The 26731-nt window shown below is 44.2% G+C and carries 21 protein-coding genes; 7 read left to right on the top strand and 14 right to left on the bottom strand.

What is annotated here, in order from left to right:
- Positions 1 to 10 precede the first annotated feature (10 nt).
- The 3 genes from LZG73_RS08220 (at position 11) to LZG73_RS08210 (ending at position 9337) form a co-directional block, all read left to right on the top strand.
- On the top strand, positions 11 to 6517 hold the full coding sequence (locus LZG73_RS08220; protein ID WP_233847478.1) for a hypothetical protein: 6507 nt from the start codon (positions 11 to 13) through the stop codon (positions 6515 to 6517).
- Positions 6518 to 6523: 6 nt separating this feature from the next.
- Positions 6524 to 8395, top strand: a complete 1872-nt coding sequence (locus tag LZG73_RS08215) for a hypothetical protein (protein ID WP_233847476.1) — start codon at positions 6524 to 6526, stop codon at positions 8393 to 8395.
- Positions 8396 to 8689: 294 nt separating this feature from the next.
- Positions 8690 to 9337: an AAA family ATPase gene (locus LZG73_RS08210; RefSeq protein WP_233847474.1), complete on the top strand. Its 648-nt coding sequence runs from the start codon at positions 8690 to 8692 to the stop codon at positions 9335 to 9337.
- Positions 9338 to 10877: 1540 nt separating this feature from the next.
- Here the strand turns inward: LZG73_RS08210 and LZG73_RS08205 are convergent.
- Positions 10878 to 11327 carry a recombinase family protein gene (locus LZG73_RS08205; protein WP_233847472.1) on the bottom strand — a complete coding sequence of 150 codons (450 nt, stop codon included), beginning with the start codon at positions 11325 to 11327 and terminating at the stop codon, positions 10878 to 10880.
- A gap of 174 nt (positions 11328 to 11501) precedes the next feature.
- On the opposite strand from LZG73_RS08205, the gene LZG73_RS25645 reads away from it, so the two are divergent.
- The gene (locus LZG73_RS25645; protein WP_409014315.1) at positions 11502 to 11741 is read left to right on the top strand and encodes a PLD nuclease N-terminal domain-containing protein; all 240 of its coding nucleotides are present in this window, start codon (positions 11502 to 11504) and stop codon (positions 11739 to 11741) included.
- Between the two features lie 606 nt (positions 11742 to 12347).
- Here LZG73_RS25645 and LZG73_RS08200 read toward each other — a convergent pair.
- The 7 genes from LZG73_RS08200 to LZG73_RS08170 form a co-directional block, all read right to left on the bottom strand.
- Complete coding sequence (locus tag LZG73_RS08200) at positions 12348 to 13160, bottom strand: hypothetical protein (protein WP_233847470.1); 813 nt, start codon at positions 13158 to 13160, stop codon at positions 12348 to 12350.
- 149 nt (positions 13161 to 13309) lie between these two features.
- Positions 13310 to 13699 carry a VOC family protein gene (locus tag LZG73_RS08195; protein ID WP_233847468.1) on the bottom strand — a complete coding sequence of 130 codons (390 nt, stop codon included), beginning with the start codon at positions 13697 to 13699 and terminating at the stop codon, positions 13310 to 13312.
- 238 nt (positions 13700 to 13937) lie between these two features.
- Complete coding sequence (locus LZG73_RS08190) at positions 13938 to 14765, bottom strand: AraC family transcriptional regulator (protein WP_233847466.1); 828 nt, start codon at positions 14763 to 14765, stop codon at positions 13938 to 13940.
- Between the two features lie 34 nt (positions 14766 to 14799).
- Positions 14800 to 15615 (bottom strand): oxidoreductase, encoded by an 816-nt coding sequence (locus LZG73_RS08185; protein ID WP_233847464.1) that lies wholly within the window; start codon positions 15613 to 15615, stop codon positions 14800 to 14802.
- 441 nt (positions 15616 to 16056) lie between these two features.
- On the bottom strand, positions 16057 to 16356 hold the full coding sequence (locus LZG73_RS08180) for a hypothetical protein (protein WP_233847463.1): 300 nt from the start codon (positions 16354 to 16356) through the stop codon (positions 16057 to 16059).
- Between the two features lie 125 nt (positions 16357 to 16481).
- The gene (locus LZG73_RS08175; protein WP_233847461.1) at positions 16482 to 16805 is read right to left on the bottom strand and encodes a nuclear transport factor 2 family protein; all 324 of its coding nucleotides are present in this window, start codon (positions 16803 to 16805) and stop codon (positions 16482 to 16484) included.
- A 22-nt stretch (positions 16806 to 16827) separates the two neighbouring features.
- The gene (locus LZG73_RS08170) at positions 16828 to 17619 is read right to left on the bottom strand and encodes an SDR family oxidoreductase (protein ID WP_233847459.1); all 792 of its coding nucleotides are present in this window, start codon (positions 17617 to 17619) and stop codon (positions 16828 to 16830) included.
- Positions 17620 to 17760: 141 nt separating this feature from the next.
- Here LZG73_RS08170 and LZG73_RS08165 point away from each other — a divergent pair, with 141 nt between their 5' ends.
- Positions 17761 to 18147 carry a helix-turn-helix domain-containing protein gene (locus LZG73_RS08165; RefSeq protein WP_233847457.1) on the top strand — a complete coding sequence of 129 codons (387 nt, stop codon included), beginning with the start codon at positions 17761 to 17763 and terminating at the stop codon, positions 18145 to 18147.
- Positions 18148 to 18556: 409 nt separating this feature from the next.
- Here the strand turns inward: LZG73_RS08165 and LZG73_RS08160 are convergent, their stop codons facing one another.
- Entirely contained in the window at positions 18557 to 19426 is an 870-nt protein-coding gene (locus LZG73_RS08160) for a DUF4595 domain-containing protein (protein ID WP_233847455.1), read from the bottom strand.
- Between the two features lie 515 nt (positions 19427 to 19941).
- Between LZG73_RS08160 and LZG73_RS08155 the strand changes: the two genes are divergently transcribed.
- Positions 19942 to 21279, top strand: coding sequence for an APC family permease (locus tag LZG73_RS08155; RefSeq protein ID WP_233847453.1), 1338 nt, complete (start codon positions 19942 to 19944; stop codon positions 21277 to 21279).
- Between the two features lie 139 nt (positions 21280 to 21418).
- On the opposite strand, the gene LZG73_RS08150 is transcribed toward LZG73_RS08155, so the two are convergent.
- Together LZG73_RS08150 and LZG73_RS08145 are read right to left on the bottom strand one after the other, a co-directional pair.
- Positions 21419 to 22954, bottom strand: a complete 1536-nt coding sequence (locus tag LZG73_RS08150; protein WP_233847451.1) for a M57 family metalloprotease — start codon at positions 22952 to 22954, stop codon at positions 21419 to 21421.
- A 758-nt stretch (positions 22955 to 23712) separates the two neighbouring features.
- The gene (locus tag LZG73_RS08145) at positions 23713 to 23898 is read right to left on the bottom strand and encodes a hypothetical protein (RefSeq protein ID WP_233847449.1); all 186 of its coding nucleotides are present in this window, start codon (positions 23896 to 23898) and stop codon (positions 23713 to 23715) included.
- 15 nt (positions 23899 to 23913) lie between these two features.
- Here LZG73_RS08145 and LZG73_RS08140 point away from each other — a divergent pair, with 15 nt between their 5' ends.
- Positions 23914 to 24225: a helix-turn-helix transcriptional regulator gene (locus LZG73_RS08140; RefSeq protein WP_233847447.1), complete on the top strand. Its 312-nt coding sequence runs from the start codon at positions 23914 to 23916 to the stop codon at positions 24223 to 24225.
- Positions 24226 to 24241: 16 nt separating this feature from the next.
- Here the strand turns inward: LZG73_RS08140 and LZG73_RS08135 are convergent, their stop codons facing one another.
- From LZG73_RS08135 to LZG73_RS08125, 3 genes are all read right to left on the bottom strand, one after another.
- Positions 24242 to 24523, bottom strand: coding sequence for a Txe/YoeB family addiction module toxin (locus LZG73_RS08135; protein ID WP_233847445.1), 282 nt, complete (start codon positions 24521 to 24523; stop codon positions 24242 to 24244).
- Positions 24505 to 24765: a hypothetical protein gene (locus LZG73_RS08130; protein ID WP_026632176.1), complete on the bottom strand. Its 261-nt coding sequence runs from the start codon at positions 24763 to 24765 to the stop codon at positions 24505 to 24507. Before LZG73_RS08130 ends, LZG73_RS08135 begins: the two co-directional genes overlap by 19 nt.
- 184 nt (positions 24766 to 24949) lie before the next feature.
- Positions 24950 to 26731: a hypothetical protein gene (locus LZG73_RS08125; protein WP_233847443.1), complete on the bottom strand. Its 1782-nt coding sequence runs from the start codon at positions 26729 to 26731 to the stop codon at positions 24950 to 24952.

Here is a 26731-nt window from a genome sequence, read left to right as displayed (position 1 = left end):
CAAAAGCGCTATGGCAGACACTCTCAAAGCCCTTTTGACGGACAAAAGGATTGAAGAAATAAAGGCAATGACGGCCACCAAAGACGATGGCATCCCATTTCTGCTTTTGCCGGTCCGGATCGAAACCCGGTTCATGGAACTGGACGAACCTTCACAAACTGCCGCGACTGATTCAACGGATGAGATCCTGGACAAACTGATGACGGTGCAGGTGGATTTGCTGGACATGCGCAATGTGGCGGATGCCGGAGGCGTCGTTGCGAGGGCCAATAAGACGCTCGACGAAGTGAACACGCTTTTGGAAAATCTGGCAAACCTAACCGTCAAGAACAAAGGGATTTTGAAGGAAATGGCCAAAAGTGTGCAGGACACGCTCAATCTGGTCAGCCACCGATTCGGCAGCCCGCCGTTTGCATCACTCGTGACTGCGGTTAACAATCTGGTCGCCAAGACAGACGCCTTAATTGTAGATCCAAAAGGATTGCTAAACCCGGCACGCGATCTCATCACACGTTTGCAGCAGATCCTGACTGCCTTAACCCAGCTTTCCATTCGGGATAAGACGCCTTATCAGAATGTCAAAAACAAGAAGGATCTCTACAATTTTGTGGATGAGAAACTTCAATACGTTGCGGATTTCTATGCTTCTCAAGCCGAGCTGATTGCATTGGTTCTTTTTATTGCCAAAAATCAGCGCGATTCCATTGTCAAGCTGCACACACAGATTGTTCCGCTGGCGGCTGCGGTGAAGGCCAATTTGCTGACGATCCATGAGGACGCTGCCTGGCAGGACTATGTCGCAAGTAAAGACGAAATTTTGACCAAAATAACAGAAGGGATAGCCAAATTTGGCACAGAATCCATCTCGCCGTTGAGTGCATTGCCAGTGCCGCCGCAATCGGATTTTACAGGGCTATTTCATCAGAGCATCAAGACTTTGATCAACATCAAAAGGTTAAGTCTGGGCGACGCCGGTAAATATAAAGATGTTGACCGTTTCAAGAAGCAGATCAAAACGGGCATCGGGTTTATCGATACATCTATGGCGTCGGTTGCGCTGACCAAATCTGCGCAATTTCAAAAGCTCGGCCAGGTTTACAATCAGCTTGCCCCTGAACTGAACAATGCCCAGACAACGCTCGCGGGCTTCCAGGCCAAAAATCAGAGCCAGAAATTTGGTGTGAACAAGCTCGCCAGTTTCTTAACCAATGATGCGACCGCCGTGTTGACCAGAGCGCGCGAAAGTCTGGAATTGCAGGCGAGGAAAGCGCATGAACTTTGGGTAAGGATTTATCCCGACGACATTTTTATCCACACCCTCGAAGAAGCACTGACCGAAAAGGAATTTGAATCGGGAAAGCGCTTTTGGGACGCGTGGTGGGTTGCGAGCAATGATCTGGACCTGGAAAAAGCGGCCTGGAAACGACTTTGCAGCGCGCATGACACGAAAAGGGCGTCTTGGATTGCCTCGGTAACCGATCCGCGAAAGAGCAATTCTGCCGCCAACATTGCGCAGTTTGCAAACAAACCGTTCAAAACATTCGGAGACGCATTGGACATTGCCAAAACACTGCCCGCGGCTTTGCAGCTGCTAAGCCCCAAAAAACCTCCGCTCGATTTCTGGACTTCGGCGCCGATGATCCAGATAAATGTCCTGATCAGCAATATCGGCAGGGTCTCGGACGCCCTTAACCCGATCACCGTCCTGCCCGATTTTCTGGCCCAGAAACTGGAAACGCTGCTGCTGCGCGCGCAGGGAGATGTCGACGCGATCAATTCCAAAACATTGTTATTATCGCCGATTGAGGCCCAGCAATTTTCAGAAAAGACCAATGCTTTCAAAACCGCGTCGGACGCATTCGGGATATTGATCGGACGATTCAATCAGATCACAAGAAAATCTGTCGAGCAAATTTTGGCTGAACTAGGCGCTTCGCCGTTGGAATACATTGCACCGGAAATCAAGCAGCAGGCGTGGACAAAAGCGCCTCATACGAATGTTTTGCCGGACCGGTTTGTGGTTTTAACCATGAAAAATAATCAGTTCCAGCACATCGTTGTCGGCAACAAAATTCCGGATCAGCTTCAACTGGGAATGGATCCCGCGCGCTTTACAGAGGAAGACGGTTCTGTCTATCACATTGATGAAAACGGCGATCTGCAAATTGAAGAAAACCTGAAATGGCTGGCGGATTATGGAAAGGCAGTCGAGCTGGGAATGGGAATCACGCTTCCGCTTTCGCAACAGCAATTTGATACGGGTTTTGATAAATTACTGGTGCTCGGCGTAAAAGGGTTAGACGCAACCGAAAGTCAGAAAGCGATTGAAAAATTGCTCACCAACCACATTTATGCGCCCGACGGCATGAGCATTATAAAAGTAGGAACGCCAACAAACAACACGGAAACGGGCACTTCCGGTTACAGCTCTCGCGGCAATGATGAAGACGAACGGTTTGACATTGAGATCCTTGACAATAAGTTTGATGAGGATGTAAATGATAATAAACGGATTCCGGACGGAAGGCGGCTGGCGGACGGACTGGGCATCTCGCGCGAGGTCACCCAAAAAATAAACAACCGTAAATTTACCGAGGTTAGCAATGCCTTTGCCATGAACCGAGCGCTTTGGAATGCTACGATCGGGCACACGATGGAGGAAATGTGGGACCATGTTTTTACCTATGACAACATTCGCAGAACGGAAACATTTGTTGTCAATTACTGTCCCGCCAGAGGCATAATGCCTTCCATTCGGGTGGGTATGCAGCCTTATGGCATCCTTCCCACCACGGCTTATTCGAAGTTTAAGGTCCAGGCGAACTTTGATATCAAAAATTTGCCGCCGCTTTCGTCGGTTACGCCGCTCGTTTTTGAGCTTTCAAAACAGGCAAGATTTGACATTCGGTTTTACGAGATTTTGATGGTTTTAAATGCAGAGTGGACCAGGCTCAGACGGGCATTTGTGGAACATTATGAATTGCTCGAAGGCGAAAATCCGGATGGAGGACGCACGCCGCAGCAGCGATTTATCGAAATTCTGGGCCTTAATCCCAACTCCTCCGAATATTTTTACCGCTATGGCGTCAATGTTACAAGGGAAGGGATCAAAGCCGGCGAAGTGCATCCGGACATTGATATCAAGGCGACGCACGGCTCCACTTACATGCACACCAAGTTTAAGGAATTCATGCTCCCCGGCAGGTTTGCGCCTTCGTTCGATTTTGACGATGAAAGCGATCCCGCAAGCTTCGGCGCAGCATTTCAATTGCTGGCCGGCAAATATTCTCGCATCCGCGACCAGTTTGACGACAGCCGCATTTTCCGGAACCGGTTTATTGCAGGCCAGAATGAGCTGCGTTCATTGGAAGGTTATTTTATTGATAAACAGCCTTTGTCAGCAACCAATAAGCTTGAAAAACTGGAAGGCGGAACATTCATCGACTGGCTGCTCGATTCGTCTCTTGATAAAATACTGGCAGGAAATGATCCGCAACGGTTTCCCGACCCCAATCCAAGCATGCTGTTTTTGCTCATGCGGCAGTCGCTCATGCAGGCTTACCAGGAAGGGGCATTGCAGATTATGCAGACCGAAGGCCTAATTTCAGAGGATCTTCGCCGGATTGTCGGTGACGAATTTACTTACAGTGAGTGGCAGCAAAAGCGAAAATACAACACCAAATGGCATGCACTGCTGAAAGATCTGGATGACCTGCGGGGTTATGTTTTCCGGTTCAATGATGCCAATCCATTTTACAAATATCTGCTTACTGCGGCAGGAGCAAGCGAGCATGGCCGTGCAGCCATGTCTGCATACATTAATCAGCCGGATACTAACCCGATTTTCAATGGTTATGCCAATCATGCGGCGCACCGAGAAATCCTCAAAAAAGCGGATGCGGTGCGGGACGCATTTTCAATATTAAACGGACTTCCTACCAAAGAGCTATCCACTTTGCTGGCCGAGCACATTGATCTTTGCAGTTACCGCCTCGACGGATGGATCACAGGCATGGCCAACCGCAGGCTTTTGGAACAGCGCAATGTGAAGAAAGGCATTTACCTGGGCGCATTCGGCTGGGTCGAAAATTTAAAAAAAGACACAAACAGGACTGATGCTGTGCTGGCAGACATTCCCGAAGGCATGATTCCCGAGGGTGCGAAAGTTACCCAGGATCCTGATAATGATGGCTTTATTCACGCTCCGTCACTCAATCACGCGATTACAGCGGCCGTGCTCCGTGGCGCTTACCGGGCGAGCGATTCGGAAGAGGACATTAACAACAGGCTGGCGGTCAACATTTCCTCGGGACGCGTCAGAACAGCGCTTAACCTAATTGACGGGGTAAAAAATGGTTTGCAAATCGGCGCCATTCTCGGGTTTCAGTTTGAAAAAGGACTGCATGAGCGATACAAAACGGCTGAGCTTGACCAGTTTATTCTCCCGTTCCGGAATGCTTTTCCGTTGATCGTGCCGGTTAAAGATAATGCGCAAGCCAGCAAACCGCCTGCCTACAACAGTAATGTTGTGGATGGAATGGCGCTGCTGAACCGGATTTACGATGCTGTGAAATGGATGGATTTTCCGTCAAAGGACACCATGTATGAGGTTTTGACAAATCCGGCCAACAATGTTGTGCTGAAATTTCTCAGGGATCTCGTATTTAACAATGGCGGCAACCAGCTTCAATACAGTCAGATCGCCAGGGAAATAGACCGGATGGCCGACGCGCTCGATTCGCTGGGCGATATAGCGATTTCGGAAAGCGTGTTTCAGATTGTGCAGGGCAACCATGTGCGGGCAGCTGCGATGGTGACCAGTTTGGCACAAGGCCGGAACATTCCGGATCCACAGATCGTGGAAACGCCTCGCTCGGGAATCGTTGTTAACCAGCGCGTTATGCTGAACCTGGAACCGTTTCCCACATTCGCTGCACCCGACGGATGGCCCGGTGCAGCTTCGCCAAGGGCAACAGCTGAGCCTTCTTTGAATCACTGGCTCGGGACGGTCTTGGGTAATGCTGCAAACATTCGTTTTAGGATTGCCTATCATGAGCCTGACTCGCCAGCGACACAGACGTCCATAGGTTTGAATGAGCTGGGAATTCAGCCGCTGGATTTCCTCTTTATGTCTGCCATTGAAACCGATTTTAAGCAATTCATAAGTTACCAATATTTACAAAACAACCCGGCAGCATCTGAAAAAGCATCCGCCAACATCGATTTTAGAACGCGTGACGCGGCCTGGAATGCTGACGTCCGCACCGTTTTTGAAATGGATCATTTGCTGAAACAGTTAAGGAATTTATTGTTTCAAACGCAGATCGCCGGGGCAGAACATTTGGTGACCGCAGGCACGCCGCTCAATGAAAGCAACCCAGGAAATCACGACATTGCACAGCTAGCCGCCCGGGCGCAGCAAAGTCTGGATTCATTGACGAAACCTATGGATCAGCTGCTTGCTGACGCATTTATCAAAGATCTGCTTGAAGCAAAAGTCATTCTGGAAGCGCCGAACGACGTTTTCACAGCGGCGCAATTTACCATATTGCGCACCTTTCTGCTGGCTTCGGCTCAATTTGGCATCCCGAGTGCTTCGCCGAGCATTCTTTTTGAAAGGGTTAATGATGAAAAAGAGGCATCATTGAAATATTATCAGCAATCGGCAGCGGTTTTCAAGCAGGTTAAGGAAAGGATCAAGCAAGGTAACGTCATTTTGGAAAAATTGAAAACGGCGAAATTTGATCATCAGCGGCTCAACATTTATATCGACGTGCTGCGGGCGGTTTTTGGTAAAGTTTTTCCCGTTTTGCCTTTTTACCAAGCTATTAATCAGGATATTATTGCTGCTCAACTAACATTGGGTGAGGAAGAAGGACTGCTGCGTCACGCCGGTCCGCTTGCTATGCAGGATTGGCTTCAAAGTTTGGGCCGCATTCGTCCGAGAATGGGCGCGGTTGAAATGATAGACCTGTCGCTTTCCGCTCAGGAGCAGGGCTTTGACATGGCCCCGGTGCAGCTGAAATACAATCCGGGAGATTACTGGCTGGGTGCCGAATATCCCGAAACATTCACCAATGCGGATGACAAGCTTTCCCTCGTCATGATCAATCCGGGACGTTGGCATAATCCGATTGCGCAGGTCCAGACCGGAATTGTGATAGACGATTGGATCGAGATCATTCCTAAAAAAGAAGAGACAACCGGAATTGTGATCAACTACGATCAGCCCGATGCCACGCCGCCGCAATCGCTTTTACTGGCCGTAACGCCGGTGGAGAAGGGCAAGTGGGACTGGGAAGATCTGGTGTTCACATTGCTGGATACATTGGAATTGGCTAAAAACCGCGCTGTGGAGCCAGATCACCTGGATAAGAGCCAGTTCTCGCACATTTTCCCGTCCATTATGGCCGAAGTGGTTCCGCCGAAGGTGGAGGAAGACGGAGACGTGAATCCGCTTGGGGTTCAAGTTGTTATGGATTTTGCTTTTGCCCAAAAAATCACCGAAGAGCCCTGATCAGTTATGCCAAAAATAGATACGCTAACCTGTGAGCCGTTCCGCGCCTGGAACCGTCTCGAACCCAGGACCAGAAAAGACGAGTTCGAAGACACGCTCAAATGCGAGGTCCACGACCCGTTGTGGATGCTGACCAGACAATGGCAATTTGGTGAATTTCAGGGTGAGGATACGGGATCGGCGATTTTTGCCAAAATAAAAATGCAAACTACGCGGATTTTGCGCTACGTTTCTACCAATGGCGAAAAGGAAAGCTATGCTGATCATATCCCGCTTGAAACAAAGGTCGAGAGTGAGTTTCCAGTGTTAGATTTCCACACGAAAGTAAAATCCGCAGCCTGGTTTATGAAATTGCTGAAAAGCCATTTTGCCAAATCCGGAATCGCATTCAACCATAATGCCTATTTGAATCATTTAAAAACCATTTTCCCCATTGATTTCCCTGCGGTCCTGGCAGACGGTGACTCGCACAAAGACACAGTTAACAAGCTCTACGCATTAGTCAACGAGCCGCTAACCAGCTTTCTGGCGGGCTATGGCAACCAATGGTTTGACGGTGTTAAGTTAAACCAAATGTATAAATCGGCTCCTCCGGCTGCCGCTGATCCGGCGCTGATGGACCCGTCGCATCTGGCTCTGGTTCAAAGTGCTGTTGCTGATTTTAATGTCTGGTTTTCCAAAAATTACCAGCCTGATCACAATTCAAATGGCAAGGGAGCGTGGCTGAACGAGCAGATGGAATATCAGTTTGGCGTGGCATTTCCCGAAACGGGCAAGCCCAACACCGTGTTAAAAGCAGAAGAATATTACAATGGTGACCTGGAATGGTTCTCGTTTGACGCCGCCGCAGCCAATGAAGCCATAGATGGATTATCAGGCGACGCGACGCCCGAAGAGAGCAATCTGGTTTCGGAAAAAATTCTTACGGTTATCCCCACTTTGGCCAAGTTTGGCGGCATGCCGCACCCGCGCTGGTGGCAGTTTGAAGACGGCAGCATTGACCTGGGCAACATTGACGCGGACACGACGGACATTTCCAAACTCATTGTTTCGGAATATGCGCTGGTTTATGGCAACAACTGGCTGGTGGTTCCCTATGCAATCCCGGTGGGAAGCCTCACCAACATTCCCGCCATTGTGATCACGGATGTGTTTGGCCAACGGTTATTAATACAGCCAGCCGTGCAGGGAAGCAGCGACGATTGGAATGCCTGGGGCATGTTTAATTTGAGCACGCGTCACTCCGAAAACGACAGCAACATTCCGGCCGACACGCGCCTGTTCCTGCCGCCTTGCGTAGTGAAAACGCAGGAAAGCGAACCGCTCGAAGAAATCAGGTTCGTCCGGGATGAAATGGCTAACATGGTCTGGGCTATTGAAACGCGAGTGGACAGTCTGGCCGGAAACTCGCTGGAAGGCGACACAGCCGCGAGCGCGCTCAAAAATGCCATGGAAGTGATAGAGCCGCCAGTGGGGGCGATCCCAACGGATGAAATGGCTAAATATAAATACGAACTTGAAAACACGGTTCCAGAAAACTGGATTCCCTTCATTCCGGCGCACATTCCGGGCCAGTTCCGGGCAATCCAGTTGCAGCGGGCGAGCATGCCGCGCTGGTTTAAAAATGATTATGGAGCAGTGAGGCCGGTCACGAGGTTGTTGCGGGATGGGATCGGTGCGAGCAATGATGCTTTGAGCCCTATGTTTGTCAATGAAGAAGAAGTGCCGCGCGCCGGTGCCGTGGTAACGAGCAGTTTTCAGCGGACGAGGTGGTATAATGGTAAGGTAATCAACTGGCTAGGAAAGCGGAAACGGCTTGGAAGAGGGGAGGGAACCAGCGGCTTGCAGTTTGATTCACTGGAAACGGTAAAACGATGACCGTTAAATCAGGATTTAGAAAAAAAAGCGGGTTAATACATTGCATATCAAATATATATGGCTACATTCAATAGTATTTTAGACAAGTTCATGTGATCACCGCTTTTGTGCCGGAAAGAGTCTTTACCCCGTTATAAAGTTGATATTTGAGGTCTTTAAAATCGAAGTTAGTAGCTTGTATTGTTTCTTTCAATTGTTGTTTCCCGGGCACGCCTCGGTTCTTGCTTCAAAGTTAGTCTCAGTCCTTGCCGAACGCAGAGTTATAGCACAAATTCTCCCTATGCGGGTTTTTTTATGCCCTTTCCAGACCAGAAGCCGCACATTTACGTCCTCGCAGGTCCGACCGGCTCTGGTAAATCCGAGCTTATCCGCTATTTTCAAAAAAGGAATGTCCAGGCTTTGGATCTTGAAGGAATGTGTGGCCACGACGGCTCGGTCTTTGCTCCTTTGACTTACGAAAAACAACCCTCATCTTACCAATTCCACAAGCAGCTCCTCAAAACCTGGAACCGCTTCGACAAGGAACAGCCCATATTTATCGAAAGCGAATTGAAGCGGATCGGCAATCTGAACCTTCCGGAATGGCTCAATCATTTCCTGCTGGAAGCCGACCAGATTTATCTTGAAGCCGACAGAAATATCCGTCTCGAACGACTTTCCGCCATCATAGCCCGCGCAGAGCCCATGCTATTCCTTTCCTGCTTGCAAAAACTGGAAGCCAAGCTCGGCCCGGAAAAACTGGCAGCCGCAACGCAAAGCTTCCATCAAGCTGATTTCACTAACGCAGCGAACATTCTCACAGCCTATTACGACGCCACGCCCGGTTACGCACGCATTTCTGCCAAAATCCGACTCATCCTAAAAGTTGAAACAACCGAAATTGCGAGCATCGCCAGACAGATCCTTGATTTTATGAACAGCGAGATGGAGCTTGTGGTTTAAAAACATCGGCAGCAATCTCTTTTTCAGCTTTTTTTATGTTTGTCCCTAGCTACTCTGAAACTTCAAAGCCAATCCCACCTTATTATTTTTGGAGATTGCCGTAATATGATAAATACTAAGCAAAATAGAAGCTATGCTTCACGGGAAGTCTTTTGTCAATGCTTGCGAAATGTTGTTTTGAACGTAGCCTTAGTTATGGTTTTGCAGGTTTGAGATTCGGGTGCGTAACTACTGTATTTTTATTTTGACATTAAGAATGAAAAGTTTAATGTAATCATTAACCATATATTTAATTCATGTGTACCTATTTATCAAAACAATTATCTAATGGTAGCGTTTCTAAATCTATCATTCCAATTTAGTGTGCGGTAGCTTTAACTATCCTATAAAGCACTATATGTTCCTCAAATATATTTTCTAAATTTAAATAAATTAATTGTGGAAATTTAGAAATCACCACCTGATCTTTTATGCCTAATGAAGTGCCAAAAATTTGATGAATTAAAAGCAATTTTCTGTAAATCATGTTAACCAAAATCTGTACTCAACAGACCAGATATTGCAGTTAAATAACTTTCGGAACTCTTTTTTAGCGTAGTGCAACAGAGTTCGGATTATCTTAGATCAAAACAGTTATTTATGCCATCACCGAGGGAAACTACAGGAAGACATAGCTGGGAAAAGCTTGATGGACACTTTGAACAACTAATTGAGGAGATTCGTATTTGGAAATATGTGGACAGTCGGTTGAATCTATGCCCATAGAAAATTCACGCTTTGCGTGTGAGCGAAGTATGCTTATCTCTCTAGCTCAGTACCGCGCAACTCTGAGGCTTGATGCTTGCGTTATATTCTAGTCTAATGGTCTCATCAAAGTACGCAACACTCACCCTTGTTAAGGCACAGCAGGAGTGAATCTGAGTGTCTTTGCGACCAATTATACTTTCCAACCGAGCATCGGTATAAATGGCGGCTTGCATGTTTCTTAAGTTGCGACAACAATGTTCAATTATTAGAAGCGCTACTTCTTTTCTATACTGAGTGTATCGTAAACAACTTAGCCAACTTCCTCAGATCTTCTAACAAAAAGTTCGAGTTTTGTACCGTTGGGTGCACCATACGGGACAAAGCCAGATTTTCTGGATTTGTCCCGTTTTTTTTGCCCTCTAAGTCCTTCATTTTCTGATAGATGAGATTGACTCCTTCGTTTATTCTAGGAGTTCGATAAGCTGTTCCGTTAAAATGCAGATTTTCAGGAAACATCGAACTTATTATTCGCCTTCTTTCTTCAACAGATCCATTTTCGTATAAAACATCTAACCTTGACAATTTGGGGAGACTTTGCGCAAGCAACTTATTTATTTCTGAGTGCTTGTTCGAAAGCATGCCTAACTTCTTCTCTATTTCTTCAATTCTTATGTTACAATCTGTCTTCAAAATTCGAAATCATCGTCCGCAAGGTCGCCGTCTACTATCATCATCCGTGCGTTTTGAAGGCGTTTGTTGATGCGCTCTAACTCTGCCACAAGACTTTTGCGTTTTATAGATTTCTTTTTCTTCCCTCAATCTTATCCTGAACTTCATCGAATAACTGCTCGCTTATCAGAGGCTCATGTTGGCCTGTGACGAAATGACCAGGTTCGTCTTTGAAAGGTGGAATAAAAATCTTCCCACAATACACAGGATTTCTAATCGCCATCCAAAACGCTTGTTTGCTAAATGTAAGACCGTCGCCTTTTGCCATTTTCCAAACTTGCTCAGTGTTGAATCTTCCGGTGGCGAGCTCTTTGAAAACACCTCTAATTAGCGGGCCAAGAACAGGATGGATTGCAATATATTTGCGATTATCTTCTGAAATCCTGTTTCGGTATCCAAAAGGTGCGCTTGCCATCCATCGGCCTTCTTTCTTTGCCCTTCGCATGCCATGAAAGACATTTAGGGCTGTGCGATCATTTTCGACTTCTGGGGCGGCAAGGTAAAATGCCAGCAAGGAGAACGCACTTCTCCCATTACGAGATCCTTGTGCAAATTACGGTTGCTATGCTTGCGGATTAAATGTTGGGCATGTATTTTGCTTATAGCTGCTACAAATTGCTGTAAATAAAGGTATTGCGTCATGGAAATGATTTTTATATATTTGAAATAGTTACTTAAAGAAACGTATATGAGCAATCCATTCGCCGCGATCTTTGGGCTAGGTAATCAGGAGGTGTTCCTTATTTCTTGCTTTATTTTGTTTTTTGCTTTTGTAGTTTGGGCGATTATTGATCTGATGTCTAATAGTGACTATTCGGCTTTGGCAAAATTAATTTGGATGGTGGCAATTCTCTTCCTTCCAGTATTTGGGACGCTATTTTACCTCTATTACGGAAGATCGGAAAAGCACTTGTCTAAAAATAGTTGATAATTGTCTCGAAAAAAGGCCGTTTTAGGTTACCGGTTGATATATCTACTTACTCTGACTTAGTTATACAAAAAGTGTCTTAAATGATCGTCTCATATTTCTATGTCGCTTGTCTGCTTCCCTGGCTGAATTAGTAAGACAATCCAAAAAGGCAAAAATCTCTAACACATTTGCTTTACTTGCAAGGTTTGAACCTTACTTTTTCGGAATCAACGAGTTAGTCTTGAAGCAAGGTGCTGGGTAGGATGAAAGGGAGGCGCTGGTTTAGCAAGGAAGCATGGCCTAGGTAGTCTAGGCATTTGATAATAATGAAAGAAAATAAAAGATCAAATACGGAATTGCTACACATGCAATGAAAATACGGAGCACTACCCCAATTGTAATTTTCATTTCCCAATTCATGCGTATCATCACTACACAGAAAAAGATGAAGAAGATAAGTCCCCACAACATCTCATGTACGAAGCTGAATGGGTAGGACGGTAATATCCATGAGGTTAATTTTACCATCGACAACCATCCGACAGCAGATCCTGCTAAAAGACTGAGGACATGTCGAAATGCATAAGGTCTTTGCTCCATGGGATCCAAGTTATGACTTACAAGCTAGCGCTTAATTTCCATTTTATGAACTGCTGGTGTCCATTTGTCATAACCAACCAGTTGCCAATTAATAAAGCGTAAAAGGTCTTCTGCTACTCGGGAAGGAGCAATGGATTTAAGATATTTGCGCTTCCCATTAAAATAAACGATCAATGTTTTAACTGGTGAATCGGCTCCCTTAACATCTATAAATTTTAATGTTCGTAAACTGCAGTTTTGTAATTGACAAATTAACTCGTTGAACGTTTCATCATTCAACACTGCTGAATAACTGCCGGTTGCCAAAGTAGCTTTGTAGTCTTCATCTGTATTTGTATAATTCATGTAAGCATGTCTGGTGCTATCAACTTCTAACTCAATGGTTGGCCCACTCCAAATCGCTTGGTAGAACAGTCTTTCAAAAACCAATGTTTTATCCACAATGAGCTCTTTTCTTCTCAAACGGATAATCGGACGATCCTGAAAATACTTTTTTGAGAATTCGGAAACGGGTTTAACTACAAGAGCCGAGTCGTTTACACTGACAATTTTCAGATCAAAGCGATCAGTATATTCAACCTTGAAATTTGTCACAGAACTAGTGTACGTCTGTTGAAAGCTTAGTGTGTCGCCTAAAATGTACAGCTCAAAATGATCTTCATTTAACAGCTTATTGGCTAGATAATTATTGGAGGTTCGACCTGTCTCTAGAATTTCAATTATATCTTGTTCTGGGCTGATCCAGGTTCCCTTTAATTCTCTGGGTTGAGCAAATGAAATATTGCCAGAAAAAGCTATTATGATTATTAACAAGGTGACTAAAAAATGTTGTATCATCGATTCCATCATTTAACTGTTGTCAAATATATAATTAAGTTATATATTTGGCAACAGGTTTTTTGGAAACATATCCCTAAATTGCTAGTAGCGACAACCTAATTGCTGTCGATAATACAGAAAGGGAAGTGTCAATAGCCCAAACTGTATTAGTCTGCTTGTAAGGTGGCAGGCGTAAAGAAATTCACAAGGTTTCCATCAGGATCACGGAACAGCATTGAGCGGTTGCCCCATTGCATTGTCGTTGGTGTCTGAAAAATATCATCTCCCAGGAATTCTTTAAGATTATGAAATTCAGCATCGACATCATCCACATGAAACTCCAGTATTACGGAGTAATTTGAAGCCGGTGTCGCAAGATGAGCTCCTCCGAAAAGTTCTAAGGTGCGGGTACTACCTATCGCTATTATGAAAGATGATGAACGCAACTCTGCAAAATCGTCCGTATGCCGGGTAACCGGCAAACCAGTAACCCTTTCATAAAATGCAATGAGAGGGTTAATGTCTGCGGTAATAATTCGAATGGATGTAAATTTCATAAAACTAAATGTTTTGGTTTCGTCATTCCAAAGATATTTAGCGGCTATGACAGCTGTATGTCAGCTACATGGCTACAACTTCATTTTTGAACAAATTTCCTTAGTTGGTTGTGACTTGTAGAATAGTGTTGCGCTATTTTTAGAGAGAAGTTCTGTTGCCTCGTCCTGAAAAGCGTTGACCGGTTAGTTGATAGTCCTGTTATCTATTACTTATAAAAGTTAATTCAACCACCGATAGTTAGGGGAGGGCACTTCCATTTTTTTCAATCAACTCCGTTGGTGTAAGGCCAAATGTTTTTTTGAAGGTGAATGAGAAGTGTGACAGGTTTTCAAAACCAACTTCCAGATAAACTTCCGAAGGCCGCATCTCCCTTTTTGAAATCAGATAATGTGCTTGCTCCAAACGCTTTTGTTGTAACCATTTTTCGGGCGTTGTTTTAAAAATCTTTGTGAAATCCCGCTTGAATGTTGATAGGCTACGACCTGTGAGTTTGGCAAATGTGGGCAGGGGAATGTTGTAGATGAAATTGTGGTTCATGTACATTTCCAAATCAATCTTATGCGGCTGCTGAAAATCAAACAAAAGCTTTTGGTAAACATCGCTGCTTTGAAGAAGCAGTTCAATGGCTTCACGGGTTTTGAGCTCCGCTATTTTTGCTGTCAGTTTCTCTGGACGCTGGGCGTAGGGCACTAATGAGTCAAAAAATCCTTTCAAGAGCATATCGCCTGTCAGCTCCATCATCGCCTTTCCTTTGTATGCACTTTGTTTGGGAATATCGTTTTCAGTTGCGTATTGATGCAGTGTTTTTTGATCCAGGAATATGCTGATTAATGCGGGCGGATCACCATTTGGACCCGCTTTTTTTAGCTTTTTGAACAATTCATTCCGGCGCATCAGACAGATAGTGCCTTCCTTCATGACAAATGTTCCTTCGTTTGAATAATAGTAGGATTCGCCTGAAAGCATAATGCCCAAGGCATGTTCAGGAAAGAAATGTTCGCTACTTTGCGTTTTTTGATGACCTTGTGCATACAGGATATTATGTTGAAGGACAACGTTTTCCATTTGGCTCAATTCCATTGGGGCAATTCCATTGTGGCTATTTTATTTGGCTCATGATCAATCGATCCATTTGCTTGTCGGATAGAATCCTTCTCAAAAATAGCAAAAGCGAGGAAGCCATTTGAGAAGTTGTGTAGCGGGTTTTTGGACTTTTAGCCTCTACTGCGTTCCTGACCAGTTTGGCGATCACTTCTGGCTCTGCTATATCTTTATTTAACCGGGTAAATACATTGTGTGTTTTTGCGGCCAGGTCTTTGTAAGCTGTATGGCCAGATACTTTCATGAGAATGTCAGTGGCAACATTCCCCCATTCAGATCTGGTGGCACCTGGCTCGACAACGATCACGTCAATGCCAAACTGCTTGACTTCACTGCGCATACTATCACTCAATGCTTCCAATGCAAATTTGCTTGCATGGTACCAACCTCCTAACGGAAAAGCGATCTTACCGCCAACAGAAGAAATGTTGACAATCTTACCATACTTGTTTTCCCGCATTTTTGGCAAAACCAGTTGCGCCAAACGCATAGCGCCAAATACATTCACCTCCAATTGATAACGTGCGTCTTCCATCGAAATGTCCTCGATTGCCCCTTCTAGACCAAAACCCGCATTGTTAACTAGAATATCAATACTTCCTGCTTCCTGGAAAATTTGATTGACGCATGCCCTCACGCTATCATCCTTTGTTACATCAAGTGCGATCGGTTTGATGCCGTACGATTTCAAGTCTTCCATTTTGTCGGTCCTGCGCGCAGCACCATAAATATCATATCCATTTTGAGCGAGATAAATGGCTGTTGCTTTGCCAATTCCGGCCGAAGCCCCTGTTACTAATACTGTCTTTTTCATTTTGTCTAAGTTTTCTTTTGCTAAAATTGATATGACAAAGGTAACTTAGGCAGGTAGGTACGGGTTTGTTGAAAAGTCCAAGTTTGTTTGCTGACAGGGTCAAATGTAGGACGCTTTAATTAAGCTTTGTTTCTTAATCTAGGGCATTTAACGATTCGGTCAAAGGCATCCCATTCATCCGCATTTGGGTCAATGATCATTCTGATGAATGATTCTATTTTTGTCATGGATTCTGGAATTACCATATATCGCTCTGTTCTGAAATAGTATTGTGCTGATTGGTTATCCAGTTCCGATGTTGGCTATAAATTAATGATCAATGGGTGTTTATTTCCAGTTGACATTATAGATGTAGTATTCATAGCAGTGCTTTGGTTTTTACTGTGGCATCATTCCAGATGCTCTTTCAATTCCTCTCTCAATTTATGGTAATACCGCAACTTATCGCATCTTCTCTTTTGAAGGTTTTTGCTTAATTTGGCGAGCCGGTTCAAAATCTGTTGTAATCACTTTAATCGTGATAGTGTCACCTTCTTTCAGTTCCTTGTCTACCCACTTAAGGTTTTCGTCCGTCACCGAGTTAAGCCCTGAAACTGTCAAATCCAATCCATCGGATTCGTTTAGCCGACGCAATGAAGTGAGTATACACGTAACGACGTGACGATCTGTATCAATACCTGCATTGCATAAATGCTCTCCATTTATTTGGACTTCGAAGCCATAGTTTGACAAACCACTCATGTCGCAAAAAGTTTTTGGTACTTAGAGTAAATGTTCTGTTAATTAAATTTAATTCCTACTTGGAGAAAGAACGACAACCATTTATTAACAAAGAAATTGGAATGGCTAATGTTAGCCATTCCCACTTATCCTGTGACTTTCAACGACTGTATCAATTCATCAACTGTTTCCAAATGATAACTCAATACAATAGGGCTTCCTTCAAAATCTCCCGAGGTTTCTGCCATCAAAAGGCTTTCCGTTTCTTTTTCTTCAAAGCCGACAGGCTTTATGGTAGCCTTGTATCGCTCGTTGGAATCGGCAATCCAACGTTCTATTTCTTTTCTCCCATTGTGCGTTTTTCCTTCATCAAAAACTACGGCTGTTTCGGAAAAACAATTGGCATATGCGACGCTATGAAAGCTGTTTTGCGTTTTAACTAAATCGGCTACTACTTTTGGTAAGTTCATTTTTGCGTTTTTTTTGAGGTTGTTAAATAGTGGGAACAGTTCCGCCGTCAATGATATATTCTGTACCTGTGAGGTAACTTGCTCTTGGCGAAACCAAAAAACCGACAAGTTCTGCAACTTCTTCAGGTTGGGCAGGTCTTCCAAAGGGTATTCCGCCCAATGCATCCATCACCCCCTGTTGCGCTTCTTCTACCGTACTATTCGCGTTTCTTGCAAGTTCGCCCAGCCAGGCTTCCGATGCTGTCGTATTGATCCAGCCTGGCGAAACAGTCAGCACGCGAACACCCGAAGATGCAACTCCGTTGGATAAGCTTTTACTGTAATTTCTCAGGGCTGCTTTTGCGGCTGCGTAAGGCAAAGTTGAATCGTACAAAGGCAGCTTACCCTGTATAGAAGCAATGTGAATGATAACACCACTCTTTCGATCGACCATTTGTGGTAAAAATCCTCTGTCCAGCCGAACCGGGGCGAGCAAATTGGCCTGTAGCGTTGATTCCCAATCTTCATCGCTCAATACCGCAAACCCACCGGCAGGTGTTGATGATGATCCAAGATTGTTTACCAGAATATCCAGCCTTCCATAAGCTGATAGCACCTCGCTGACCACCTTTTGCGATCCCTCTGCCTTACTTAAATCAGCGGGAATGAAATGCAACTTTTCGTTTTCCTCTTCCGGTGCATTTCTCGCGGTGATAATTACGGTTGCACCAGCTTGCAAAAGCCTTTCTGCAATTGCTCTTCCGGCTCCTTTTGTACCCCCGGTTACCAGGGCAATTTTACCTGATAATTCATTGTTGAAATTAAACTGTTCCATTGTATTGTCCTTTGCTTAAAAATGAATGATAGGACAAAATTGGCGTGTAAATGAAGTTTAGGCAAGTACGGAATTACGATTCATATAGGGATAAATTGATCCCCTATTGCACTAACTGATACATACGCTTAATTTTGAAATATGTATGAGAGAAAGACAACACCAAACCTGAATTGCGGGCTTGACCTGATCGGTGAAGTGCTTTATGGTAAATGGAAAATCCGGTTGCTGTGGTTTATTGACCAGGGTTATCAACGCCCAAGCGAACTGCAACGCAAAATCCCTGACGCTTCCCGCAGGGTTTTGAATATCCAGTTGAAAGAATTGGAAGATCATGAGTTGGTTACTAGAAAAATTTATCCCGTCGTACCGCCAAAAGTAGAATACAGCCTCACTGATTTTGGTAAGACCTTAATTCCCGTGATTGCCACATTGGGGCAATGGAGCGATGAACACGAAGGGCGGTTGCGGGAGGTGATTCTTAAACAAATTCTGATATCTGATTCGGGCGATACCCTTAACCTCTAACAATTATGAAAGAGTTTACAGAGATTATGAGAAATCGAACCAAATAATATTTTGTCGCTATAATTTATTTATGTTAAACATACATTGCTGTATTCTCTAGCTTGCTTATTATGAGTTACCTAAAAAATAATAACATTCAACTCATACTACATTTAAGATCCGCAATTTTAGCCGAGATGCCTGACAGACATATTGCCACAATACTTATTCTTATTAGTCTGTGTGCACGGTCGGCCTCCGCAATCCCAAAAGTTGACAGCTACATGCTGGCTATTAATGCGCCGGCAGGCGATTGACCTGGCCGGTTAAAATCAGAAAGCCCTCCGAATTGACATCGATGGGCTTTCTGTCGGGATTACTTATCCCGTTATTGGGGGCCGCTGGCCCGCGGGTTTCTGGGTTGGGCAGCTCAGAACGGCATCCCGATGTTGGCTGTCACGTAGGTGTACGACTTGGTGTCGACCAGGCTGCTGCCAATCAGTTTGTAGTGCTTCCGTTGGGTCACGTAGCCATCCGCGTCCAGGGTGTAATTGTAATAATCGCCGTCGAGTGAACCCGGCTTGGTTACGAGCGTGACCAGGTGCTTGCTCGGCTTACCGAAAATCCTCAGGTAAGCATCGTGTTCGTTCACCCCTAGCACGTTCAAAGGATATTTATCGTTCATGATCGGGTCGCCTCCTGCCGGCGTGTAGTTGAATTTTGTTTCAAAACTGCTCGATATTCCTGTCGTTTCAGTCGCCGAGATCACATCGCCGTCAGCATTGTAACTGTACCCAAATCCACCGACACAGCTGTGTTTATTCTGGAAATTCGATAACTGACCTTTCTCATTGTAGGTAAACTTCCACTCCCTTAGGTAATCTGTAGCAACATTGTTATTGACAACAGTAATCACTTCTGCTGATTCCTTGCAGCGCCCGCTGGCATCCAGCATAAAGCTTTCATCCCGGAGCTTGACCTTTCCCTGATGCGTAAACGCTCTGATCTTACCGGGGCTGTAGGTGTAATCGGTCTGGATAGCCAGACTGCCACGTACGGGGGTGGTCACGTTCATGAGTCGGCCATCGTTGTCGTAAGTCAGGGTTGCCTGACCATGTTTGGTGAGCTTGTGCACCTGGGGAAAGTTAGGTGAGTCAACATCACTTCCGATCCGTGCTGTGGCTCCCGAGGCTGCGTCAGTCGGCATGGGATCCACGGGGTTGTCGTTCTGGCAGGCAAAGGAGCCAATTGCAAGGGCAATAAAAAGGGCACTTTTGAAAAAATGTGTTTTGTTTAACATGGCTTTGTTGGATTTAAAAAAGATATTTTTTGTTCGTTGTTGCCTACTCAATTTCAGGTTTTCGGCGTCCCCTGCTTTACGGTGTTACTATAATGGTTTTGAATAATATCATGCTTCCGAAGTCCGGTTTCAATGTGTCCCGGAAGACGATACAAACGTAGGCTGGATTAAAACCGCCGGCAATTTTTGGGGGTATACAAAAGGTTTCCGAAGAGAAATTTTTAGTATACAAATGGTATACAATAGCCGGAAAGAGACGGAAATGGTGTCTAAGAGCCTAATATTCCAATACATTTCCAAGATTATTGAAAATTACCGGCCCCATTCTGATTGTTTGCAAATGAGGATCGCTTTGTTCCCGAGGGCTAGTGGCCGGCAGGTATTCTTTTTGTAGTTGTAACTGACCTAACTTTTCATCACACGAAATCTTACATTATTGCCCATCATTCCCTGCTAGTCATATCCGAAGGAAAGCACCAATTTTTTAAGTCAGGTAACCCACAACCAATTGTTATATGCGGCATACTACCAGAAGTAACACTTCCACAAATGAAGGCTTAAAAAGAGAAATTGGGATTTGGGGGTTAACCTCGAATATCATCAATGTGGTCATTGGCTCCGGCATATTTGTTTTGCCCGCTCTGGTTAGCCAGGGACTGGGAGCTGCCGGCATACTGGCCTACCTGTTTTGTGGATTCCTGATAACAATAATCATGCTTTGCTTTGCCGAGGTAGGAAGTAAAGTAACGCTGACGGGAGGTGCTTACGCTTACATTGAAGCCGCGTTTGGAGAGTATTTTGGTTTTCTGACCACCAACCTGTTTATCTTTGGAGCTTCCCTGATGGCCACCGCAGCGGTAGCAAATGCGCTGGCAGATACTTTGTCTTACCTGCTGCCAATCTTTAAAGAAAAAGTATTTCGGGCAGCTTTTTTCGTGATCCTGTTCTCAGGTCTGACCATAGTGAATGTCCGGGGGGTAAAGGAAGGTATTACTTTGGTGAAATTAACGACAATAGCTAAGTTGGCGCCCTTGCTGCTATTAGTGACCTGGGGTTCAACCGAAATATCACTGCAGAATTTAAAATGGGACAGAGTGCCCTCCCTTTCTTCTTTTGGTAGTGTTTCGCTTATCCTGTTTTTTGCCTTTCAGGGAGCAGAGAATAGTTTAAGCGTTAGCGGGGAAGTTCAGAACCCGAAAAGAACTGTTCCGAGGGCCATCTTTTTAAGTTTATTGGTTATTATTTTGCTTTACATAGCCGTGCAATTGGTTGCTCAGGGAATACTGGGCGATGCATTCCCCCGGTATAAAGCTGCTCCCTTAGCCGAGGTGGCCAAAAGAATAATGGGACCCTTCGGAGCGACCTTAATGATACTCGGGGCCTGCATTTCTATGTTTGGTTATTTAAGTGGAGACATATTGAATATGCCGCGGGTATTATTCCGTTCGGCCAAGGACGGCGTAATTCCCATCAGAGCCTTAGCGTTAATTCACCCCAGATTTTCCACCCCCTATGTTTCAGTCATTGCATTCACCGCATTAGGCTGTTTACTGGCTATTTCGGGTGAATTTAAACAATTGGCCATCCTGTCATCCTCTTCGGTGCTTTTGATCTATTTAGGAGTTGCCTTAGCGGTAATTAAGTTAAGAATAAAAGATCAGGCAGATTCCGCCTCTTTTAAAATTCCAGGCGGCTACCTGGTTCCCGTTCTGGCCATTATAACCATTCTTGTTTTTTTATCCAACCTTACAAAAGCAGAAATGATAGGAATGTTATTTACCCTGGTCGTTTTAAGCTTACTATTCTGCTTGCTGAAATATTTGAAAACGCTCCGCGCCAAGATGGTCAAGTAAATCACCTTGTCACCTTCCATGCCAACATCCCCTTCCATTTTGGAAGGGGATGCAGTCGGCTTTTCAGATTAAAACAAGTTGTTAATCCATAAATTCACTTTCCTGATCATTTTATTCAAAACCGGAAAGGCCCAGCTATTTAATATTCCCTGACCATTCCAAGATTATCAATGACCGCAGGTCCCATGCCGTTGCCGTGGGCTGTGATGGCTACGCCGCCTCCATCTAATTGCACCCAGCAGCCATTTTCATTCTTTTTGACCGAATAGCCTCCGAGAACCGCCGTTTGACCAATGGCATACACCGAGCCATTACCTCCGGCTGCTATGTCCCTGCCTAATGCGCCGGTATCGTCCATGGATGTTCCGTTTGATTTCAGAATTTTATTGGCATTGTCAATGGCCCAGGCAACTCCGGTTGAAGAGACTGCGATGCGTACCGCGCCCTTCCCGGGCATTTGGTTCCACTGATTGTTTTTCCAGTATTTGATCGCAAAACCACCAGGGGCGGGTATCGTGCTGATAATATAGGCTGCACCGGTAGCCCCAACGGCAATGTCGAGTGCACTGCCTGGCAACTTTTGCCACGCAGCATCGCTGCCACCTTTATAAATTTGCCCAATATTATTTACAATCCATGCCAATCCGTCCGGGCCTACTGCTATCCGGAGACCTCCTCCCGGAACCGGCAGAAATTGATGTGTCACATAATTATACCTGGTAATTGCATATCCTCCGTTCACTGGCGTTTTACTGATCGTCCACAACCATTGCGTATTGCCCGACGATGCTGCGATATCTGTGGCCTGAGTAGGATAATATTTCCAGGTATGTTGCGGATACATGGTTTCCACTGCTTTCATGTCGTATTTACTGAACCCTTTCCAATTGGTAACCGACGAGTTCATCACCGATTGACTATCCATAAAAGGTGTGTCGCAAATCTGAAGCTCAAGGAGACCTGAGAATTTATCTGTGTGGGTGAGGCCGATTGCGTGACCCAGCTCGTGGGCAATAGCAAGCCGCTTTTTAGATAAGGGCATGATGCTCTCGGCATTGTAATAAACATTGACTTCCATGCCGCCACCTATTGTTCCGTCCGAGTTTGGCAGACATTGACGTGCTACCCAGTTTGGCGATCCATCGGGATTGGGGAAACCATACTGTGCAGTGATCCGGATGTCAGCCTCATCAAGATTGGTTGCTTGCTGAAAATGCACTTTTGTGTTAGGTATCGCATTCCAATCTTTCATTGCCAGGACGACGGCTTCATACCAGGGCGTGTAAATGCTCGAAGTGACGTGCACCTTGATGTCTTTCACAACTTCGTCTTTAAGCGTCCACAAGAGTTGCCGCTGGTTTACCCTTGATCCCTTATCGGCATTGAGATAACCTTCGGCACTGCTTCTTGTCACTTTAATGTCACCGTCGATGATGAATGTCTTTTCATTCAGATCGTAAACGACTTTATCAACAGGTGCTCCGGTAAGGCCGGCCAAAACATTGCTGAGCGCCTGCAGCTGCGGATCATTGCCGGTCTGTTGGGAAATGGTTGGCTCCGAGGTGATGTCCGGGTCTTTACAGCTTTGAAAGAATACAAGCAAAGCGAAGAGCAGCATTGCCCGGCAAATGATGAATGATGATTTGGGAATTTGAGTTAACATTAGATTTTTCATGGCATTGACTAATAATGGATAAATACTGATTGATTAAAACTGCCTCAGAACCAGGGAAATCCTTTTTCGGGAAGGCAATGCAAACGTAGGGTTGATCAATACCAACAGCAATTTTCTTAGGTATACAAAAGGTAGATCAACACGGCTGCTGACGGTATACAAAAGGTAACCAATCTGCGTCCACGCCTATATACCTACCGAATTGTAGCCGAAACCTCTGGTCATGATGTTTGCAGCCGCATTGACAACCAAGCCATCGGCAATTCAACATTCGTCAAAAAAAATTAATCGGTATTCAAAAAGATATCGCCTGGTTTCAGGACCGGTTAGTCAGATCCGACGGCTGGTCCCCGACAGAGGGACGCCCCATCGCACTTGAATTTATTGAAGAGTTCAAGATACTGCTATTGAACAATGCCAGCCGCGTGCTAGCCTATCTGGTCAAATATTCGTTAGCTGCCGTTATAGTTTGCGGTTCCTTTCCTACCGGACAAAACAACACTCCAAACCAAGGCGCTTCAAGTAGATTTAATGATCTTAGGCTTCTAATCAAAAACAGCGCATGAAAAATGATCGTGTAATTTTATCGCTAGCTCTGGTCACCTTCGCGGTAGCCATGTTCATCAGTGGCTCGTTTAAATATGTTCTATTGGGGTTTTCAATAGCTTCCTTTCTGATTTTTATTCTCAAAATTGTTAACCGAGATAAAACCACCTAACATAAAGTGCCATAATTCATTCACTATTATCCCAACAAGGTTATTCCAAATACTTGATTTCCGGCGCAAGTGCTGATGCGACTTTTTTGTAATCTCCGCCAGCGCCAAATTGTAAAAAACCCTGAACGAGCGTGAGCATTTGCAGGCTGTAACTCGAAAAGCTGAATATGCTCGTGAGATTTTTGAAAGAACTAAATATTGAAACCGTAGAAGATTGGGGATACATTGATTTTGAATGACTATGCAAACGAGAGAAGATATATTACAAAAATTGGAATCGGTCACCGCCGTCGAATCCAGCCAATGGAAAGAACGTGCAGCCCGCAAAGCCGAAAATCCGAAAGCATTAGAAAAATCGAGGATTATCGCGATTAATATATTGGCCCAATTGCGAAAACTTGGAATGAGCCAAAAGGATTTGGCGGAGAAGTTGCAAGTAACACCTCAGACTGTGAATTCCTGGGTGAAGGGGAATAGCAATTTTACGATTGAGACGATTGTGAGGATTGAGGAGGTGCTAGGAATTGAGTTGATTGGGGTTAGAGTGGGGTGACTCATTGCGATCCCAACTACTTATCGTCATAATGCCCTTTCGCAGCAATTACAAAGACAGTAACAGTTTGTTCAATGATCTGGTAAACAAGGCGATGCTTCTTATCAATGCGCCGCGACCATAGTCCGGAAAGATTATTTTTGAGTTGCTCCGGCTTGCCAATTCCGCTGTAAGGATTTTCACCAAGCTCCTCAAAAATGCGTTCAATGCGTTTAATGAGTGACTTGCCGCCGGATTTATGTAAAAATGAAAGGTCTTTTTTTGCTCTGTCGGAAAAGGTTACAGAATATCTGCCCATATGTTTTTAAGGTCGCGAATGGAAGTCACTCTTCCAGCCTTCACGTCCTCAATGCCTTCCTTAATGGCATTTAATACTTGCGGGTCCGAAAAAAAGACATCAGTTTCAGTACTTTCATCAATTGGCGTGAGTAAAACTGACTTCTTATTCTTTCCCCGGTGAATAATCACCCGTTCCTTCTCGGCAAGATCCAGATAATCCTTCTGCTTCCCCCGAAATTCCCTAGCTGTTATGATTCTCATGGGTGTACGAATTTGTGTACACGAAGATACGAAAATTTTATCCCGAATTCGAGTTGGGGCAGACTGAAATTCCTGGGTGAAAGGGGATAGCAATTTTACGATTGAAACAATTGTGCGGTTTGAGGAGGTTTTGGAAGAGTTGATTGGGGTTCGGGTGAGTTGATTTAGCCAATGCAAGTCAGTATTAGTTAAAATAGGAAAATCTTAGACTGCCCGATTTATCATCTTCCCACCATTTAATAAACTCCAATAACCAGATGTATTTTGTTGCAATGTTGCCAAAGCCATTGTACCTATAAATATTTTGTAAAATATCTTCTTTAATTATATCCAGCTCGGAATGCCCTTCCCCAATGTATGAATTAACTATCTCTGTCATAATTATCTTAAAGCCAGCTTTAAATCTGAAAGCAGACAAGTCATACGGATTGGTCTCATCAAGTGAACTGGTGTTGTCGCTCGAATTATGTTCTATTAAGCCAAACGGATTTACAAATGCCGAATTTTCCCAGTCGAAGACTATGCTTTTATAAAGGTTATCTCCGTCAGATAAAGGAACCGAGATAGAATTTAATTTATGAATGATTTCAGGATCGATAATAATTCTTGGGTAAATAGCTTTTTGACTCTCTAATTGGTATGCTTTAACAAGGCCTTTCGAAAATATTATACTCTCATTGGAATAAAATGAGCCTAGGGAAATGCCACCTCTAACATAGAACTTTTTAATCATCATTAAATATTGAAAACTCCTCACATATCTTAAAAGTAAGCCGAGATTAAGTTTGAAATCAGTTTCATTGTCAAAATATGGAATTGAAATGCAGATATTGTCTGAAAAAGACTGGTATTTCAAATGCCTAATTAGTTCCTTGTCCTGAATGTTCAACGTATCATCTAATAAATATTTTTTGGCAAGAGAAAAAGATTCATGAATATCTTGCAGAACTGTCGAGGAAAGATCTTCATCATATGAATTCACCAGATCGCTAAATCCCAAAATGTCCAAAAAACAAACGATACGTGGCTCTGTGTCAACAATATCTACGAAATAGTCTTTTGGGTTTTTGGAAAGAATAATGCTAAGACCTTCAAAGTCTTTTATAGATTCAAGTTTAATGTTGAAGTAATTGGAAAAGTCGACTACCGCATACTTTACTGACTCAGTATCAAATATTTGTTCAGTAAGGCACCTATCTGTTAATAGATTGATTCTATGGACAACTTCATAAATTAGCGCGGATATTTCCTCATCTTCTTCCAACTCGTATTCTTTACTTCCTTCTGCATTTCTTAAAATATCAATGAATAGTTTTTCAACGCTTTTTGAATAGTGCTTCCAAAATTCCCATAAACTTCCATCACTTTCGGCTTCACTGTTATATTTATATAGTATCCGCTTTAATTTTCGTTTAAAAGCATTTAAAATGGAGTGGTGTTCTACTAGATTTGAGGAATCAATAATTCCGCGTGTCATAGACTCTGCATAGTTTGTTTTACACCATTCTATACATGCGCTATGAATAAAATCATTCAAGCTATCAGTGCTCTCCTTCAAGGTTACGTGTTTCGGGATAATTTTTCTAGCACTAATACTAGATATCTGCCCTAGGACAAGATAGAGATAGAATCGAACATTAGATTCATTTATTGGAATTACCGGGAAGAATAGGAAAAATTCATCCTTTTTGCGCTTCGGATTTCTAAAAAATTTACTGAATGGAGATGATCCCCTTTCATGTTTTCCACCAAGCGATATATTCCAAATATCAGCCTGCATCTGAACATCTTTTAAAAAATCATCCGAGACAATTATTTTTGAAATAGCTGAATCCCAGATTTTTCTTTCCAAGGCAAGGGTCCTTATTAGCGAAAATAGGTCCCAGACATCTTGTCTGTTTTGCTCATTGTTATTGAACTCATTGTGAAATCTAGCTTCAACTATATTTTGAATAGATTTTCGCAT

Source organism: Dyadobacter sp. CY326 (assembly GCF_021390515.1).
GTDB lineage: Bacteria > Bacteroidota > Bacteroidia > Cytophagales > Spirosomataceae > Dyadobacter.
Note: the sequence above shows the minus strand (reverse complement) of the source record. Positions and strands in the feature narration are given on the sequence as shown.

Excerpts from the sequence above, each read along its gene's own strand:
- LZG73_RS08195 (WP_233847468.1), bottom strand. The coding sequence starts at position 13,699 with ATGAAATTTACATCCATTCGAATTATTACCGCAGACATTAACCCTCTC.
- LZG73_RS08210 (WP_233847474.1), top strand. The coding sequence starts at position 8,690 with ATGCCCTTTCCAGACCAGAAGCCGCACATTTACGTCCTCGCAGGTCCG.
- LZG73_RS08175 (WP_233847461.1), bottom strand. The coding sequence starts at position 16,805 with ATGAACTTACCAAAAGTAGTAGCCGATTTAGTTAAAACGCAAAACAGC.
- LZG73_RS08140 (WP_233847447.1), top strand. The coding sequence starts at position 23,914 with ATGCAAACGAGAGAAGATATATTACAAAAATTGGAATCGGTCACCGCC.
- LZG73_RS08135 (WP_233847445.1), bottom strand. The coding sequence starts at position 24,523 with ATGGGCAGATATTCTGTAACCTTTTCCGACAGAGCAAAAAAAGACCTT.
- LZG73_RS08150 (WP_233847451.1), bottom strand. The coding sequence starts at position 22,954 with ATGAAAAATCTAATGTTAACTCAAATTCCCAAATCATCATTCATCATT.
- LZG73_RS08170 (WP_233847459.1), bottom strand. The coding sequence starts at position 17,619 with ATGGAACAGTTTAATTTCAACAATGAATTATCAGGTAAAATTGCCCTG.
- LZG73_RS08180 (WP_233847463.1), bottom strand. The coding sequence starts at position 16,356 with ATGAGTGGTTTGTCAAACTATGGCTTCGAAGTCCAAATAAATGGAGAG.
- LZG73_RS08125 (WP_233847443.1), bottom strand. The coding sequence starts at position 26,731 with ATGCGAAAATCTATTCAAAATATAGTTGAAGCTAGATTTCACAATGAG.
- LZG73_RS08185 (WP_233847464.1), bottom strand. The coding sequence starts at position 15,615 with ATGAAAAAGACAGTATTAGTAACAGGGGCTTCGGCCGGAATTGGCAAA.
- LZG73_RS08160 (WP_233847455.1), bottom strand. The coding sequence starts at position 19,426 with ATGTTAAACAAAACACATTTTTTCAAAAGTGCCCTTTTTATTGCCCTT.
- LZG73_RS08130 (WP_026632176.1), bottom strand. The coding sequence starts at position 24,765 with ATGAGAATCATAACAGCTAGGGAATTTCGGGGGAAGCAGAAGGATTAT.
- LZG73_RS08220 (WP_233847478.1), top strand. The coding sequence starts at position 11 with ATGGCAGACACTCTCAAAGCCCTTTTGACGGACAAAAGGATTGAAGAA.
- LZG73_RS08215 (WP_233847476.1), top strand. The coding sequence starts at position 6,524 with ATGCCAAAAATAGATACGCTAACCTGTGAGCCGTTCCGCGCCTGGAAC.
- LZG73_RS08190 (WP_233847466.1), bottom strand. The coding sequence starts at position 14,765 with ATGGAAAACGTTGTCCTTCAACATAATATCCTGTATGCACAAGGTCAT.
- LZG73_RS08155 (WP_233847453.1), top strand. The coding sequence starts at position 19,942 with ATGCGGCATACTACCAGAAGTAACACTTCCACAAATGAAGGCTTAAAA.
- LZG73_RS08165 (WP_233847457.1), top strand. The coding sequence starts at position 17,761 with ATGTATGAGAGAAAGACAACACCAAACCTGAATTGCGGGCTTGACCTG.
- LZG73_RS25645 (WP_409014315.1), top strand. The coding sequence starts at position 11,502 with ATGAGCAATCCATTCGCCGCGATCTTTGGGCTAGGTAATCAGGAGGTG.
- LZG73_RS08145 (WP_233847449.1), bottom strand. The coding sequence starts at position 23,898 with ATGTATCCCCAATCTTCTACGGTTTCAATATTTAGTTCTTTCAAAAAT.
- LZG73_RS08200 (WP_233847470.1), bottom strand. The coding sequence starts at position 13,160 with ATGATACAACATTTTTTAGTCACCTTGTTAATAATCATAATAGCTTTT.